This window comes from Duganella sp. CF458 (assembly GCF_900113115.1).
Lineage (GTDB): Bacteria > Pseudomonadota > Gammaproteobacteria > Burkholderiales > Burkholderiaceae_D > Rugamonas.
The window spans coordinates 312,913-329,291 of sequence record NZ_FOOF01000006.1 but is presented as its reverse complement, the minus strand read 5'-3'; the positions used below and the strand labels follow the sequence as shown (position 1 = coordinate 329,291).

The window sequence follows — 16,379 nt, the reverse complement described above, 5'->3', positions numbered from 1 at the left end:
TCCATAATTGAATTTGTGGGCACAACTGCTGTGCCAAAATTCGATCATGGCTGGGAGCGATTCTTACGTCCAGACGGCGCTGGCTTTACGCTTACCGCTGATCTGGGTGCCCTGGCTAGTGATCGACCCGTCGGTGGCGAGGATCGTCAGGTCCTTGCCGGCAGTGAGGGTGCTGGTGCGCGCTTCGCTGGTGGCGTGGTTTTGCGTGCTGTTCGTGCTCTTGTTGCTGAATTGCGCGTTGACGACCGACAGCGCAGCCATGGTGCCTTCTGCCGTTCCTTCCGCCTTGGCGAATTCCTTGCCAATTGAGCTGCCGGACTTGGAGTTTTCGGTGCTGGATTTGTAGGCGTCCTTGAAGGCTGCCAGCGGATTGACCGTGAAGCCTACGCCGAAGCCGGACGTCTTGCCTTGGGTGTTCGACTGACTTTGCGTGGTGTTCTGCGCTGCGGCCAGGTCGACATTCTGGCCGATCAGGGTCAGGTTTTCCTTGGCAGCGATGTCGGAGGCGACCACTTGCAGTGTTTCGCCGGACTTGAGCTTGACGCTGCCGCCCAGGGCGCCGATGCTGGAAGCTGCCTGCGTTACTGTCTCCTGCGCGTTTTGCGAGGAGGTCCTCGACTTGCCGTAGCCAGTACTCAGGTTGCCCGACGAGTAGCTGACGCTGAAGCCCGACTTCTTCTGATTCCGGGTGCTGGAGGTGTTGCTGGTTTCTTCGGCGCTGACGATGCTCAAACCACCTTTGGCGTCGATGCTCAGGTCTTTTGCCGGCCGCACGGTCCGCTGTCAGGAGATGACTATTTTTTGGAAAACATTAAATAAAACTCCTCGTTCTCCCAGTCGTCGCCGAATGCCTCAATCACTTTTTCTAATGGACGACCTGTTGCAACCGGGTTTGGCATCTGCCGTATGCTGATTTCGGCCCACTCTCGCACCTCAGACCAGCGCAAGACATGCATCAGGAATGCCAAGGGCTCGTCACTTACTAGACCGGCATCAAAAAGGGAGGTTAGCAGTTCAGAAAACTGAGGCCTCATTTCGGGGTTTCCCCCGATGATCTCAAGGCAGCGCACGTAATTCGGCTCCGCTCTTTCAAACGAATACTCTGTGTTCAATATATTTTCTGCTGCCAGTAACTCGCTCTTTAGCGCATTCATCATCACTGTTTCACCCATTTTCCACCTCTCGCCAACGAAGAATCAAACTTCCAGACTTTAAACTCAAACTTACCGGTCACATCCAGGCCAATTTTAGCAAAGGCGGATTCAGCAATGCTCTGAATCTGCGGACCATTTGGTTGATAATGCCCAGATGCGTTATCTAGCCATTTGACCTTCCCGTTATAAAGTTGAATTTCGCCGGCCGCCTGCACACGCATATTATTCGTAAGGCTTGTATGCGGCGACTTCCCAACAACAAGAGAGCCGTCTTCGAGTATGACGTAATTCAGGTTCCCGCTCATGGTCTTCAGCGCTACCGTCGGAACAATTTTTGGATCTGCTATCTTATCCTGAGGGAACTTATTATCAAATAAAACTGGCTCCGATACCGCTGTGCTATTTGCCCCATTCGCGCCCGGGCCACCACGCGAAGCTCCAGCACTTGAACTATTTGAGCCCTTGGCTCCCTCAGTTGCGTTAACATCGGCTTGACCTTCATTCTTAACGCCCGCCCCACCACTATCTTGTCCAGATGACTGCAAGACACTGTTAGGCACGTATATTCGGTTAGTAGGCGTCGCAATTGCTGGCGAAAGTGTGCAGAACGGTGGTCGCAAGCACAGGGGAGCTGTCGGAAGTACCGTGCCTCCGACTACGGCACCACTGCCTTTGGGCCCACCGAAATCATCCGGCAGGTCAGGCGGGACCTGCACGTTCCCGTAAGGTCCATTTACACCAACCAAGACGATCGTCTCACCCACTTTACGATTGATGTGTTCCAAGCCGTACCGCATCGCCTGCAGACTCAAACGGACATCCATTGCCAAACTTGCAGCCTTATCCCTTAAGCCATCTTTGTACTCATCGTAATTGAAAAGACTTTCACTTCTCAGTTCAGACAATTCTTGATGGTATGTCTGGCCTCGCGCTTCTTGCTTTTCTGCAGCGTCTTTTCGCGGGTCATAGTCTGACAGTTGCGCGGCGCAATGCACTAACGCACAGGCCGCGTCTGCAAGCTTTTGCTGCGCATCCACGGGCCTACCCTTTTGCAGCCGTTGGAGCTTTGCAGTTTCGTCTGGGTGCAACTGCCGATTGTACGTATCAACAGTTCCTGCTGCCTGGCCACCTTGCGCCGCTGCCATCAAGGCGCCAAAGTCTGCTTTGCCGCCTGCTGCGTTTCCAGCTGCAATACCTGCAACCATGCCGCCCACAACTGCGCCAGTACTCTGGAATGCGTTGACGAAGGCGTCGCGCTCTCGGCCTTGCAGGCCAAGCTTTTGCGCCTCAGCCTCACCCAGCTCCGCCGCGAGCTGCTGGCCAAGATTCCCGCCAACAACTCCGGCTGCACTTTGCACTGCACCGGCATGGCCGTTTGTCAGGCTACCGAGCATGCCTTGCGTGGCGGCATGCAGTCCGACGCGATAGATGCCGTTCTCGCCCCAGTTCGTTGCAGTCGCCACTGCTTCGTTTGCCTTCGCCGTATATTCAGCTGCGGCCGCTGGATTGTTGGCACGCGCGGCGTTCTCAGCCAAGTCCCGATATTCACTCGCCTTGGCCGATGCCTCCTTTGCAAGTGAACCGCCAATGTCGCCTACCGTTTTGGCGACCGTTGGGGCAATAGCGTCGGCAGCGATTTGCCCGTTGCCTTGCCCAGCCAGCGCACCGGTCAAGATACCAACGCCAGCATTCAGCGCACGGCTGTAAATACCACCGGTGCCCCATTCTTTCAGAGTTTGCTGGGCTTCTTCACTTGCTTTCGACGCAGCCGACTTCTGCTCGGCCGTGCTCTTCGGGTCATCCAGCGTCGCTTGTGCCGATTTTTGCGCTTTCGCGGCTTCTTTCGCGATGTCGTCCGCAATCTGCTTACCCGTGGCAATTACTGTGCCCGCCGCAGCCGACATGGCTTGCTGATCCTTCAGGAGCTTCTGCATGTCAGGCAATTTGTCCAACGCAGTGCTGGCCTTACTCAGGTCGGTGTTGATCCCCAAGTCCTTAACGGAATTGGTCGTCACACCACCGATCGTGATCTTGCCGTCGGTGATGGTGGCGTAAGTGGTGGAGCTGTCGCTGCCCTTTTCCACCATTGGCAAACCAGGCGTCGTATTCCCGCCCTTGCTAGTGCCGAACAGCTGCTTTTGTTCGCTCCAGGTCTTGGTGCTGCCGTCTTCGTTTTTCGCGCCGAACTCGCTGCTGCCACTGACGCCACCCGCCATGCTCACGTTGCTGGCCGAGTAGGTCATCTTGTTTTCGATGTTCGACGTGGTCAGCTTGTTGGTCATCAGCTCAGACGCAGCAGCATTTGCGCTGGCGATGGCGCCGCCCTTCAAGTCGATGGTGTCGGCCTTGACGTGGTAGCCTCCGTCGCCCGCGAACATGCCCGATTGCTGTTCCACACCCGCGTAGGTGCCCTTGCCATTTTGCTGCGACAGATTGCCGTTGGCGCTCCATACGCCGAAGCCTACCTGCACGCGCACCCCGGTGTTGGTTTGCTTGCTATCGAACTCACTGGTGTCTTGTACACTTTCGATGGCCAACTTGCCGCCAACGTCCGTGTTGATCGTGTTGGCGGTTGCAGTGGCACCTTTCAGCGTGGTGTCGCCCTTGCTGCTGATGTTGATCGTCTCGGCTTTGAGTTCGGTGTTGTTATTGACCGTGCTGTCGCTCTTGTTGTGGCCCTTGCCCATGTTGGCGGCGGCGTAGACGTACACGCCAGTCTGTGCGCCAACCTGGAAGCCAACGCCGGCTTCAACGCCGGAGCTCTTGTTCTTGCCGTCGCTATGCAGCGTGCTCTGGCTGGCATCCAGCACGATGTTCTGTGCTGCATCCAGGCTGAGAGCTTTGCCGGCGTTGAGCGTGGCGCCGGTGGCGTGGATGTCGCCACCGGTGGCCGTCAGGGTGACGTTGCGAGCGCCATTGATGGTGCTGCCCTGCGCGGTGCTGTCGTTACCATTGCTGGAGTTGCTGCTGCTGGCGAAGCCGATGCCGGCCTCACCCTTGACCAGGACCCCGCTGCCTGGGCCACCCAGGAAGGCACTGGCCGCGCTGGCGGCTTGGTAGCCATTGGCGGCGGCGGCCATGCCCTGCATCGCTTTCAGGCGGTCGTCAGATTTGCGCGCTGCATTCACGTTGTTGACCAAGTCGATCAGCGGTGAGCTGATGCGGGCGAAGGTACCGATCTTCAGGTCGCTGTTCGATTCCTGGTGACTGCCGGTGTTTTGCAGCGCCGTGATGTCGATCGTCTTGGCGGTGATGTTGACGTCATTCCCGGCCAGCACGTTGCTCGATGTTTGGGTGTACTTCTGGCCTGCGGTCAAGTTCACGTCGCCTTTCAGGCTGGAGACGTTTGAAGCCACCTGGGTCACCTGGTCGCTATTGTCTTTGTGCTTTTCGTTGTGATAGCCGGAGAAGCGCTCGGTGTCGGAAATAACTACCTTGCCGATTGCCTTGTTGTTGCTCTGGTTGGCGTTGTGGAGCGTGTCCTGCGCGCTGGTGATGGTCAGGTCGCGCGCGGCGTTGATCGACAGGTTGCCTTCCGAGACCACGTTGGCGCCGGTCAGCGTGATGTCGCCGGTTTGCGTGGCCATGGTGGTGCTGCCGCCAACCGACAGTTTGGTGCCGGTTACGGTGTCGGTGGCGCCGTTGCCTTTGCCATTGTTGTGGAGCATACCCACCACCTGCGTTGAGCGGGTGTCGATGCTGAAGCCTGATTTCTTCGAGTCCTGCGACCTGCTTTCCGTGGTGTGGGCCACGTCGAACTTGATGTTGTCCTTGGCCAGGATCAGGGCATTGCCTTCGGCGCTGATCTGGGTGCCCTGGCTGGTGATCGAGCCGTCGGTGGCAAGGATGGTCAGGTCCTTGCCGGCAGTGAGGGTGCTGGTGCGCGCTTCGCTGGTGGCGTGGTTTTGCGTGCTGTTGGTGCTCTTTTTGCTGAATTGCGCGTTGACGACCGACAGCGCAGCCATGGTGCCTTCTGCCGCTCCTTCTGCCTTGGCGAATGCCTTGCCAATGGAGCTGCCGGACTTGGAGTTTTCGGTGCTGGATTTGTAGGCGTCCTTGAAGGCCGCCACCGGGTTGACTGTGAAACCAACTCCGAAGCCGGACGACTTGCCTTGGGCGTTCGACTGGCTTTGCGAGGTGTTCTGCGCGGCAGCCAGGTCGACGTTCTTGCCGATCAGGGTGAGGTTTTCCTTGGCGGCGATGTCGGAGGCGACTACTTGCAGCGTTTCGCCGGACTTGAGCTTGACGCTGCCGCCCAGGGCGCCGATGCTGGATGCGAGCTGGGTCACCCTTTCCTGCGCGCTTTGCGAGGAAGTGCTCGATTTGCCATAGCCAGTACTCAGGTTGCCCGACGAGTAGCTGACGCTGAAGCCCGATTTCTTTTCCTGCCTGGTGCTCGATGTCTTGCTGGTTTCCTCGGCGCTGACGATACTCAGACCACCTTTGGCGTCGATGCTGAGGTCTTTGTCGGCCAGCACGGTGCTGCCCTTGATCAGGGTGTCGCCGCCGCTGGTGGCAACGACATTGCCGCCTTTGATGCTGCTGCCAATTGCCAGCGTGGTGGCGTTGTAATCGGTGATGTCGCTGCTGCGCTTTTTGAGCTTGTTGCCCGATTTGCTGTGGTTCTCAAAGTCGGACAAGTGAGTTTCGGCGACGCTGCCAATATTCAGGTCCTTGCTTGCCTTCATTGTCAGCGTGCCGTCAACGGCAAGCACGCTGCCTTTGATATTCAGGTCACTGCTTTGGCTGACACCAGCGCTGACCAGCAAGTCCCCGGTGGACGCCACACGCGCGCCGACGACCGATTGGCTCTCGTGAATATCCTTACCCCAGTTCTTCTTGGTCTTGTCGTCCTGCAGGCTAGTCTTAACTTCATCAACCACCGCGTTGATGTTCACTGCGCCGCCGGCCATCAGTGTGCCAGTGCCGCTACCCTTGGTACCAATTGAAACCTGTGTGCCGGTAAGATTCAGATTACCGCTAGCTGCAATCATCAGGTCTCCACCCACATTGACTCGGCTGAGCTGGTTGTATACGGCGCTATTATTCTCGGCATTCCCATCGATCAGCGCATGGTAACTGCTGCCGGTTCTCACCGTATCAAAGCTGATGTTGTTTCCAGCGAAAATGGAGGCACTGGCGCCTGCGTTAATCGTGCCTGCCAGGTCAGTCAGGTTGCGACCGGCGTCCATGATCAAGCCATTGGTGGCGCTAATCGTCGCCTGGTTGGAGAGCGAGGTATAGCTGCCGCCGTTCACCTTGGACGACCACTTGCTGTCAACGGTCATGGTTTCGTTCTTGATATCACGGCCAGCTTGCAGGGCGACGTCACCGCCCTTGACGGCGCCGCCACGGTTGACGATGTCTTCGCCAGCCAGCAGGATCGTGCGGCCATTGCCACTATCGATCACACCACCTTGGTTCATGATGGACTCGCTGACGTCGATCGTCACGGTTGCGCCGGTGACCAGGGCACCGGTTGGCTTGACCGCGTTCGCGCTGACGTGTGCCAGATAGACCTTCGGTACCAGCACAGTTTCAATGGAGCCATCCGGCAGTTGCACCGTCTGGCTCTCCAGCCAGACGATATCGCTGGTCAGGTGGCTGACTTGCTCTGCGCTCAGGGAAATTCCGGGACGCAGGCCGAATTCCTGCGCGAAGCTGGCTGCGTCGTTCAACATTTTCTTGTACAGCGCGTCATCGCCAGGACCGGCGCTTGGAGCACGGCCGGTCAGCTCGGACAGCTGTTCACGCACCAGGCGTTGTTCGTAGAAACCGTCGCCGAGGCGTTTCTGCGTGGTGGCGTGGTCCATTGCCAGCTTGTCCAGCAGGTAGTCGCTGCTGGTCCACTGGTCCTGCTTTGCGAATTCCGGACGCGTCTCGAACAGGTACTCGCCTTTCGGGTCAGGGTTGCACAGGAACAGGCCGCCCGGCGAAATTTTCCTCACACCGCTGATGCTTTCGCCTCGCACTGCGGAAGCAGACTGCCCCAAAACATCGCCGGCCGCAGTGTTGACGTTGCCCAGCGTACTGTTGCGAGCCTGGTTCGATACACGGCCAAACAGTATGCCTTCGCGTGCGGGGCCTCCCAACTGTGCGGCTCCTTCGGTATCGAGGCTGTTGCCGGCGCCGCTGCCGGATGCCGTGCTGCCAGCCAGCAGTTGGTTGGAATTGCCGCTGTTACCTGCCTGGCCTGCGCCGCCAAGGTTAGCGCCCGCTCCGCTGGATCCAAGCTGACTTGCCAGGTTGGCATGTGCGCCAGCTGCGCTGCCGGACACGTTGCCGCCAGCGCCACCACCATTTCCACCGCCAGCGCTGGCATACGCACCGGCGCTGGCGGCGCTATTTGCGCCGCTCCCGATCACATTGACGGTGTCGCGGAAATTGCCTACGGTACCTGCGCTATAGTCCACATTGCGGAAGCTGCGAGCGCTGATGAACACACCTTGCGCACCCAACATCGTTCCGCTAATCGCGCCAATCTCCTGGTTGATATCCGGATTGCTCCAGGCAGCAGTGTAACGGCCGGTATACGTCGTGAACGTACCGCTGAAGCTGTGCCTCCGAATCAGTTTGGTCCCGTCGTTGGAAATGGCGGGCCTGCCGGCTACGTCCAAGGTGCCAAGGGCCTTGATCTCGCTGAGGGTGTTGTCCAGTGTATTGGTGATCGTCAAACGCATATTTCCACCGGAGAGGATCTGGCCAGCTTTGCCAGCGCTCGGGGAGATCTGGTCCTCGACGACAGTGTGGTTTGCCACTCGCTTTTCTTCCAGTTGATCGGAAGTCTGCGTTCCAGTATGCCTTTCCGTATGGCGCAGGATCGTATGTTCCGGATCATCATATGCCGGCTGGGTCACAATGCGGAGGCAGTTGGTGCTACAGCTGCCATATGCACTGGAGAAGTTGTACTCCGGCGTATTCCACTCAACCTGACGACTGTCTGGCAGCTGATATGCATCCCTTGCGGCGCCACCTTGGTCAGGATTGGTCGCAGTACGGCTTTCGTAATAATAAATGACCCTTACGCCATCGCTCGTTGGAATGCGGCTACGCGAACCCCATTTGGCAAAGTAACCACTGAGGGCGCTGAAGAACGCTGAGTCGTTGGCATGGGTGCGTATCACCGCTCGGGTAATCTCATAGCCATCGGGCGTGATACGTTTTTCCGATTCCAGAATGTCTGCCGGATTAACGAAATAAACCTCCCATGGCGTGTAGTTACTGGACCCAGGATCGTAGCCGTTGGGGTTCCCGCCAGGTTTATACCAGGACGGCATTGCCATATTCACCGTTTCCGTTCTGGTGACCTGGACAATCGATGCGTTGTCCCGAATATTCTGCAACGTGGCCGCATTCAACTCCAAATTGCCGCTCGCCTCGATAGTGGACGAAACGTTATTCACCTGCGCGCTCAAGCCGCCGTTGGTAGCGCCAATAAACATGCTTGCGGCGCTGTACAGCGTACCGCCCTGGAGGTTGTTCAGCGTTCCGACCACGCCCAGCGCCATATTGCCAGTGGAGCCGATCAAGGCGCTGGCGCCGGTGTTATTGAGGTTCCCGGTGCGGACAGCCACGTTACCGCCGACTATACCGGCGGTGTTGCTGATGTTGGCGGCGACCAGGTCGAGCGCGCTTTCGCCGTTGATCTCACCGGAGTTGGCCAGGTCGCCGGCAGCGCGGATGGCAACTGCGCCGCCCTCGATCACGGCTCCGGCCTGGTTTGTCACCTGGTTGCCGGTCAGTGTCAGCGCGCCTTCCGCGCCAAGGGGCCCGGCGTTGGTGATGTTGCCAGTAACGGTCAGGCTCAGGTCGCGATTGGAGTGGGCCTGTTGCGCACCGGCGGCTTGAACGAAGTCGCCGTTCATGCTCATCGCAAGGTCGCGGCCGCCGAAGATTTCGCCCAGAGCGCCGACTGTGCCGGCAGATACGCTCAAATCGCGGTCGGTTGCAATCCGGCCACCCGAGTTACTCAATTGTGGGGTATTCAGGGTCAGGTCGGCGCCGGAACCGCCCGCGGTGCCAAGGCTGCCGCCGTCGTTATTGACGTATTGCGCGGAAATGTAGGCGTTGCCGCCGGAGAGCACCTGGCCGCTGTTGACGAAGCCCGAACCGGCCTGGTTGAAGGTCAGCGTGCCGCCGCTGTTTACCTTGCCTTGGTTGGTGAGTTGCTGTGTAATCGCCAAGTCCATGCCCTGGCCGGAAGCAATGATGCCCGAGACGCCATTCCACATGGTGGAGCCGGACAACAGCAAGTTGCCCATGCCGGCAATGGAGCCGTGGTTCGTGATCCCGCCGCGGCTCTGGAGCCTGGTGGCGCCGCTGCCTTTGTTGGCGATGCGGCCGGTGCCGTTGTCGATGGAATCGCTGTTGCTGGTCAGGTTGCTGCCTGCGCCAATCGCTTCGATCACGCCGCCATTGTTCAACAGTGCGCTGCCGGACGTCAACTGCAAGTCGGTGCCGGCTTGAACGATGCCGCCGACGTTGTTTGTGGTGCCACCGATGGAGAGCATAGCCTTGCCATCTGCCACGAGCTGGCCACTGTTGGTGAAGCTGCTCGTCGTAATTGCCAGCTCAGCGCCGGATCCGTCCACGGTGGAGATCTGGCCGCCATTGGTGAAGGAGGACGAGTTGATCAGTGCCCTGCCCTTGGTCGCCACTTGGCCGCTGTTGGTGAAGGACGCTGAGGCTTCGTCGAAGGTCAACGTGCCACTGCTTCCGATGGTGCCTTGGTTATTCAGTTGCTGATTCACGTCCAGCAGCATGGCTGCACCGGAACTGAGCTGCCCCCCGGCCTGGTTATCCAGCGTGTTGGTGTGCAGGTCCACTGCGCCGTTGCCGGCGATGCTGCCGCTGTTTGTGATGCTGCTAGCGCTTGTGACGCTGGTGTTGCCACTGCCCGCGTTGACGATGCGGCCACTGCTGCTAACCGATTGCGCATTGGCAGTCAGCTTGGAGGCCGCGCCGGCAGCTTCGATGGTACCGCTCCCGTTATTCAATACGCCGGCTGCATTCAGGGTCAGGTCGCCGCCAGCGTGCAAGATGCCGCCGTTGTTGCCGACAGTGCCGCCAATCGTTGCAAGCAGCTGACCGTCGGCGGAAACTGCGCCGCCGAGGTTGGACAGGCTGCCAGCCTGCAGGGTGATGCCCCGGCCGGTGCCGCTCACCGTGTAAAGCTGGCCACCATTGTTGGCGATGCTGGAGGCGATGATGCTCATCTCGCCGCCGGATGCCAGGCGTCCGCTGTTTGCAAAGGAGGCTGCGGCCTGATTGAACGTCAGCGCACCGCCGCTGCTGATCGCGCCGCCCTGGTTGTCGAGCTGTTGGCGCACAGCCAGGTCGAGCGTGGTAGCGGCGGAGATCACACCGCCGGCCTGATTCTGCAAGCTCTTTGCGTTCAGTACCAACGCGCCGTTGCCGGCTATGGTGCCGCCATTAGTGATGCTGCTCGCGCTGGTAATAGTGGTGCGCGCATTGCCTGCGTTGACCATGCGGCCCACCAGGTTGCTAATCGCGTTGCCCTGCACGTCCAGCGTGGAGCCTGCGCTCAGTGCTTCCAGCGCGCCGCTGTTGTTGGTCAGCGCCCCGCCGGCGGTGACAGACAGTTTTCCTGCGGCCTGCACCTGGCCTTGGGTGTTGTCGAAGTTTGAGCCCGAGACCACGCTCGTGTTGCCTGCGGCTGCAATTGCGCCGCTGCGGTTGCTCATGGAGCCTAAGCTGTCCAGCGTGATGTTTGCGCCGCCAGCAGTGGCAGTTGCGATTTGGCCGCCATTGTTGCTGATGGTAGCGGCGTGGACGTTGATCGCGCCGGCCGCACCGATCTGGCCACTATTGCTGAACTGCGCGGCTGCCTGCTCGAAGGTCAATGTTCCGCCGCTGCTGATCTTGCCGGCGCTATTCAGGGACTGGCGCACGCCGAAATTCAGGTTACCGGCGGAGGAAATACTGCCGGCGCTGGCGTTGTCCAGCGTGGATGCGACCGCGTTGAGCGTGCCGTTGCCGGCGATCTGGCCGTTGTTGGTTACGGCACCAGTTGCGGTCAAGTTGGTCGCACCCGTGCCTACATTGACAATGCGGCCGGTGCCGTTGTTGATGTCGCTGGCTGCGATGTCGAGCGTGCCGTTCTGTGTCGACGATTCAATCACGCCGCCCTGGTTGCCCAAGGCACCGCGCGAGGTGATGTTTGCGCTGCCGTCGGAAACGATGACACCACTGGTGTTGCTGATGCTGTCAGAGTCCAGACGCAGGTTGCCGCCGCCATCCTTGACGGTCACCAACTGACCGCCATTGTTATTGAAAGCGCCCGTTGCGAGGTTCGCATCGGTGCCACTGACAAGCTGGCCGCTGTTACTTACGGCTTTTCCGCCTGCGTTCAGCGTGAAGGTGCTTCGGCTGCTGATCGCGCCTGCATTGTCCATGCCGTGGCCAACCGTCATGTCCAGCTTTCCGCCCGATGCGGCGATGCTGCCGCCGGTGCGGTTGGTCAGGTCGGCTGCAGACATGGCAAGGTTGCCATTGCCTGCGATCAGGCCAGCAGTATCCAACGAGGTGTCGACATTCACGGTGGTCGCGTTGGTGCCGACGTTGACGATGCGGCCGGTGCCATTTGCCAGCGATCCGGTGTGCAGGTCGAGCGTGGCGTTTAGGGCGAGTGCCTCCACCACGCCGCCGTTGTTGCTCATGGCGCCTGCGGCGTCGATGCCCAGCGAGCCGGCGGATTGCATGGTGCCTTGCGTATTGTCGAGCTTGCCGGCGCTGTCGATCATTGCCGCTGCGTCGGACATGATCAACCCACTGCGGTTGCTGATCGAGGTTGCTTCGATTGTCAGTGCCGCGCCAGAGCCTTTGGCGGTGGCGAGCTGGCCGCCGTCATTGTTGACGTCTCCTGCGTGCAGGGTCATCTCGCCTTGCGAAACAAGCACCTTGCTGTTGCTGACAGTCGCGCCGTTGGCGTTGATCTGCAACTTGCCGCCGCTATTGATCGTACCGGCATTAGCCAACGAACCGGTCACCGTGGCGGTCATGCCTTGCGCGGACGCGATTATGCCGTCAGCTTGGTTTTCGAGCGTGGCGGCAGAGATTTGCAGCGCGCCATTACCAGCGATTGTGCCGTTGGTCGCGATGCCATGGTCGGCATCCAGCGTCGTGGCGCCGGTGCCTACGTTGACGATGCGGCCCGTGTCGTTGGCCAAGTCGCCGGCTTTCAGGTTCAAGGCGCTCGTAGCAGAGATGGACTCGATAATGCCGCCGCCGTTTTTAACGGTGCCACCGGATTCGAGCTGCAGGTCCGTGCGGGCTTGCAGCAGGCCGCCGCGGTTGTCGACGTCGCCCGTGACTTGCAGCTCCACCTTGTTGTCGGAGATGATCGTGCCGGCCTGGTTGCTGGCATTTTGGGCGGTGAGATGTACACCGGCGTTCGAACCCTGGGTGGTGGCGAGCTTGCCGCCATCGTTGTTGATGCTTGCGGCGGTCAGGTTGACAGCGCCTGCAGCGACCATGGTGCCGCTGTTACGCAACGCCAAGGCTGACTGATTCGTCGTCAGGTCACCGGCGCTGCTGACGGTACCGGCGTTGTCCAGCGAAGACTGCACGGCGAGCGACATGTCGCCGCCCGCGCTGATGGTGCCTTGCGATTGGTTGCGCAGGCTGTCGGCGGACAGGTCCACTTTTCCGTTGCCGGCGATCTGGCCGCTGTTTGCAATGTGGCCAGTCGCGGTCACAGTGGTATTGCCTGTGCCGACGTTGATGATGCGGCCGGTCGTGTTGTCGATCGAAGCGGCATTCAAGCGCGTGGTGCTAGCTGCCCCGGTCGCCTGGACCAGGCCACCGGCGTTGGTGATCGCGCCGCCCGCGCTCAACTGAATGTCGTGCGCGGTCTGGATTTCGCCGTTGCTGTTGTCGAGGGCACCGGCAACGGTGATCGTTGCGTCGGCGCCGGAGCTGACGATACCGCTGCGGTTATCCAGCTTGCCAATGTTGGCCGAGATGGCGGAGCCGCTGGCGGTGATGATTTGACCGGCGCGGTTATCTACCTCGCGCGCATTCAGCGTTACCGCGCCTTTCGAGGAAATGGAGCCGCTGTTGCGCAGCGTGGCATCTTGCAGGTCGAAACTGAATTTTCCCTGGGTGCTGATTTGGCCATCGAGGTTGTTCAATTCAGAACGCACCTTCAAGACCAGGTCGGACATGGCGGTGACGGTGCCGCCGGTGCCATTGGTCAGGCTTTCCGTATTGACGGTCAGGGCGCCGTTGCTGCCGATCAGGCCATTGTTTGCGATGTAACGATTGATTGTGAACGACGATTGGCCGACGCTGGCGGAGACGATGCTGCCTGCCCTGTTGGTCAGGGTGTCGCCCGTCACGGTCATTTCGTCGCGGCTTTCAATACGGCCGAAGTCGTTGTTGATGCCCGCACCGGCGCGCAAGTCCAGCGCGCCGCCGGCACCGAGGTAGCCACCCGCATTGCTTGCATCGCCGGCGATGCGCGCGGAGGCGCTGCCGTCGGCGCGGATGGTGCCGGCGTCGTTCTGCAGGGAGCCGGACGTGAGGTCGACGCGGCTGGTACTCCCTTCGGCAGTGGCGATCGTGCCTTCGCGATTGTCGATCGAACGGTTTTCGATCTTCAACGGGCCTTTTGCGAGGATCTCGCCGGAGTTCACCAGCGCGGACTGGGCCTGCGTCATAGTGAAGCTGCCACCGTTGCCGATGCTGCCCTCGTTTTTCAACAGGGAGCCGACGTTCATGTTGACGTCGCCGGTGGCCGTTACGCGGCCTTGCGCCGTGTTGGTCAGAGACTCGGCGTCGATATGCATAGCGCCATTGCCGCCGATCTTGCCGCTATTGCCGATCGCTGCAGCTTTCAACGCCAATGGGCCGTTGCCGGCGTTGACGATGCTGCCGGTGCGGTTGTCGATTGCGGCGGCATGCACTGAGAGGCTGCCTTGGCCGCCCAGCGTTTCGATGGTGCCTTCGCCGTTATGCACCGTGCCGCCGGATTTCAGTTGCAGGCCCTTGCTGGCCTGGACCACGCCGGACGTGTTGTCCACGTCGCCCGTCACTTCCAAGGCTACCTGGCCGCCGGTCGCGAGTTGCCCATCCTGGTTGGTGAGTGCAGCGGCTTTCAGCGACAGGTCGCCAGCCGCGGCAATGGCGCCGGAGGTATTGGTCAGCGCACCGGTTTCCAGTTGCGCGCTGCCGCCGATGCGCCAGTCGCCTTGTTCGGAAATGGTGGTTCCGCTGTTCAGGGCGAAGTTGCCGCCGACGTTCAATTTGCTGCCGGTGCCAGCGATTTCGCCAGCGCGAAGCGTCAGGTTTCCGGCGGTTTCCAGTTTGCCGCTGGCTTGCTGGAACTTGCCTGCGACGTTGATGGTGGCATCGCCGGTGCCCAGGTTGAGCAAAGTTCCGCTGTCATTGTTCAAATAGCGTGCGACGTCGATGGACAGCTTGTTTGCTTGCAGCAGGCCATTGCTGTTGTCGAATTCGCCGAGCGTGGCGTTGAAGGCGCCACCGGTCAGCAAGCGGCCTGCCTGGTTGTTCAGCGTAGAGACGAGCAGGGTCGTGTCTTGCTGTACGCCGATCTGGCCCTGACTGTTGTCCAGGGTGCCGCCGTCTACTTTCAGCGTGCGCAGGTTGGCCTGGCCGCGCTGGTTGACCAATGCGGCGGTTTCCAGGTTGATGCCGCCGGTGGCGGTGACCAGGCCGTGCTGGTTGTCCATTGCGGCGAACTTAATCTCGCCGGCTGGCAACGCAGGAACGGCGCTGCCGCCCGTGCTGCCGGAGCCGGTCGTGCCGCCTGCGCCGGTGTTGGTGCCGGCGCCAGTTCCGGAGCCGCCGGTGCTGCCACCGGTCCCGGTGCCAGTGCCGCCCGTGCCGCTATCCGTGGCGCTTGCAGCTTGTCCCAACACCCCATCCGAGTTATTGGCGCTGCCAACGTTCACGGTCAGTGCCGACGAGCCGCCTTGCACGATCTTGCCGCCCGCGTTCAGCAAGGCGCCATTCGCGCTGCCCAACTCAACGCGGCGCGCCTCGATCGCGCCGCCACGGTTATCGACATCGCCGGCCACCGCGGCAAGCAGTTGGCCGCCCGCGCTGATGCTGCCGCCATTGGTCACGGCGGACGATTTGAGCGCCAGGTCTTCGCCCGCCTGCAACTTGCCCTTGTTGTCTAACGTACCGCGCGCCGCAACCTGCATACCCTTCGATGCCGCCAGCGTGCCGGTGTTTTCAAGACGCCCTTCGGCTGTGACAACCAGTTGCCCTGCCGCCGCGCCGATTTCGCCGGCATTTCGAACGCCGACACCCGCTTCGGTACCGACCAGGAAAATCTGGTTCGCATACATGCCACCCAGGCGCGATGCGTCAATCGCGAACTGCGGAGCGGAATCTCTTGCCTGGCCCACCCCCGTCACCGATGGCGATTCGCCTTCCGCAACCTTGTTCACGCCGGTCACGACGTTCAGGCGCTGCGCCCACAGGGCGGCATTCAGCACCAGCGATCGGCTGATCAGGGCCGTGTAGTCGGTCTTGCTCGCATCCAGGCCGGCGCCATCGATCACGATCTGGCCGCGTTGCACCTCATAGCCTGCTAGCCTGCCATCGGTCATGAACGGTGAACCGGTGGTCAGCGTCGCGCGGCTCACGTTGATAAAGCCGCCACCGTCCACGGAAATACCGGACGGGTTGGCGATCACAACTTCCGCCCTCTGGCCCGCCACTTCGATGTAACCCCGCAGTGCGCTCGGGTTGTTCGAGTTCACCTCATTCAGGATCACTTTCGCGGCGCCCGATTTCAGCCAAGGATTGGCCTCAACCCAACCACCCAGTTCCGTCTGCACGTTCGAGCGCGCGTTATTCAGGATCGCGCCGCCCTTGGCCACGTCGAACTGCGAATAGACGTTGCGCGATACGCCGGCCGCACTTGGCTCACGCACGTTTACTTGCGGCACGCCGTTGGCCGCCTTGAGCACGATGGCCTGGTTCTGGCTTGGCGCCTTCGGATCGGCGATGATCTGCGCCTGTACGTGGCTGGCCCAAAGGAATCCGCCGAAAGCAGCCCCGAACAGCAAAGTCAGTCGGCGCAACGCAGGGTGCCCGAAGGCGGCAGGTGCCGAACTATCGAGAGCGTCGGTCTGGCCGGCGCCTTTGCTGCAACTGCGGGCACTCTCGCCCACGGCCATCAGCATGCCACGTGCTTTGTTGAAAACGATACGGTAGCGAAGTTTATTCATG

General features: G+C 60.5%; 3 protein-coding genes. All 3 read right to left on the bottom strand.

Going from position 1 to position 16,379, the window contains the following annotated elements:
• Positions 1 to 63: 63 nt before the first annotated feature.
• The 3 genes from BM269_RS11995 to BM269_RS11985 are packed head-to-tail and all read right to left on the bottom strand — an operon-like array spanning position 64 to position 16,378.
• Positions 64 to 774 carry a hemagglutinin repeat-containing protein gene (locus BM269_RS11995; protein WP_090437235.1) on the bottom strand — a complete coding sequence of 237 codons (711 nt, stop codon included), beginning with the start codon at positions 772 to 774 and terminating at the stop codon, positions 64 to 66.
• Between the two features lie 20 nt (positions 775 to 794).
• On the bottom strand, positions 795 to 1,172 hold the full coding sequence (locus BM269_RS11990; protein ID WP_139232722.1) for a hypothetical protein: 378 nt from the start codon (positions 1,170 to 1,172) through the stop codon (positions 795 to 797).
• Positions 1,157 to 16,378 (bottom strand): hemagglutinin repeat-containing protein, encoded by a 15,222-nt coding sequence (locus BM269_RS11985; RefSeq protein WP_090437233.1) that lies wholly within the window; start codon positions 16,376 to 16,378, stop codon positions 1,157 to 1,159. Before BM269_RS11985 ends, BM269_RS11990 begins: the two co-directional genes overlap by 16 nt.
• Position 16,379 lies beyond the last annotated feature (1 nt).

Coding starts and splice junctions, on each gene's coding strand:
- BM269_RS11985 (WP_090437233.1), bottom strand. CDS start 16,378: ATGAATAAACTTCGCTACCGTATCGTTTTCAACAAAGCACGTGGCATG.
- BM269_RS11990 (WP_139232722.1), bottom strand. CDS start 1,172: ATGGGTGAAACAGTGATGATGAATGCGCTAAAGAGCGAGTTACTGGCA.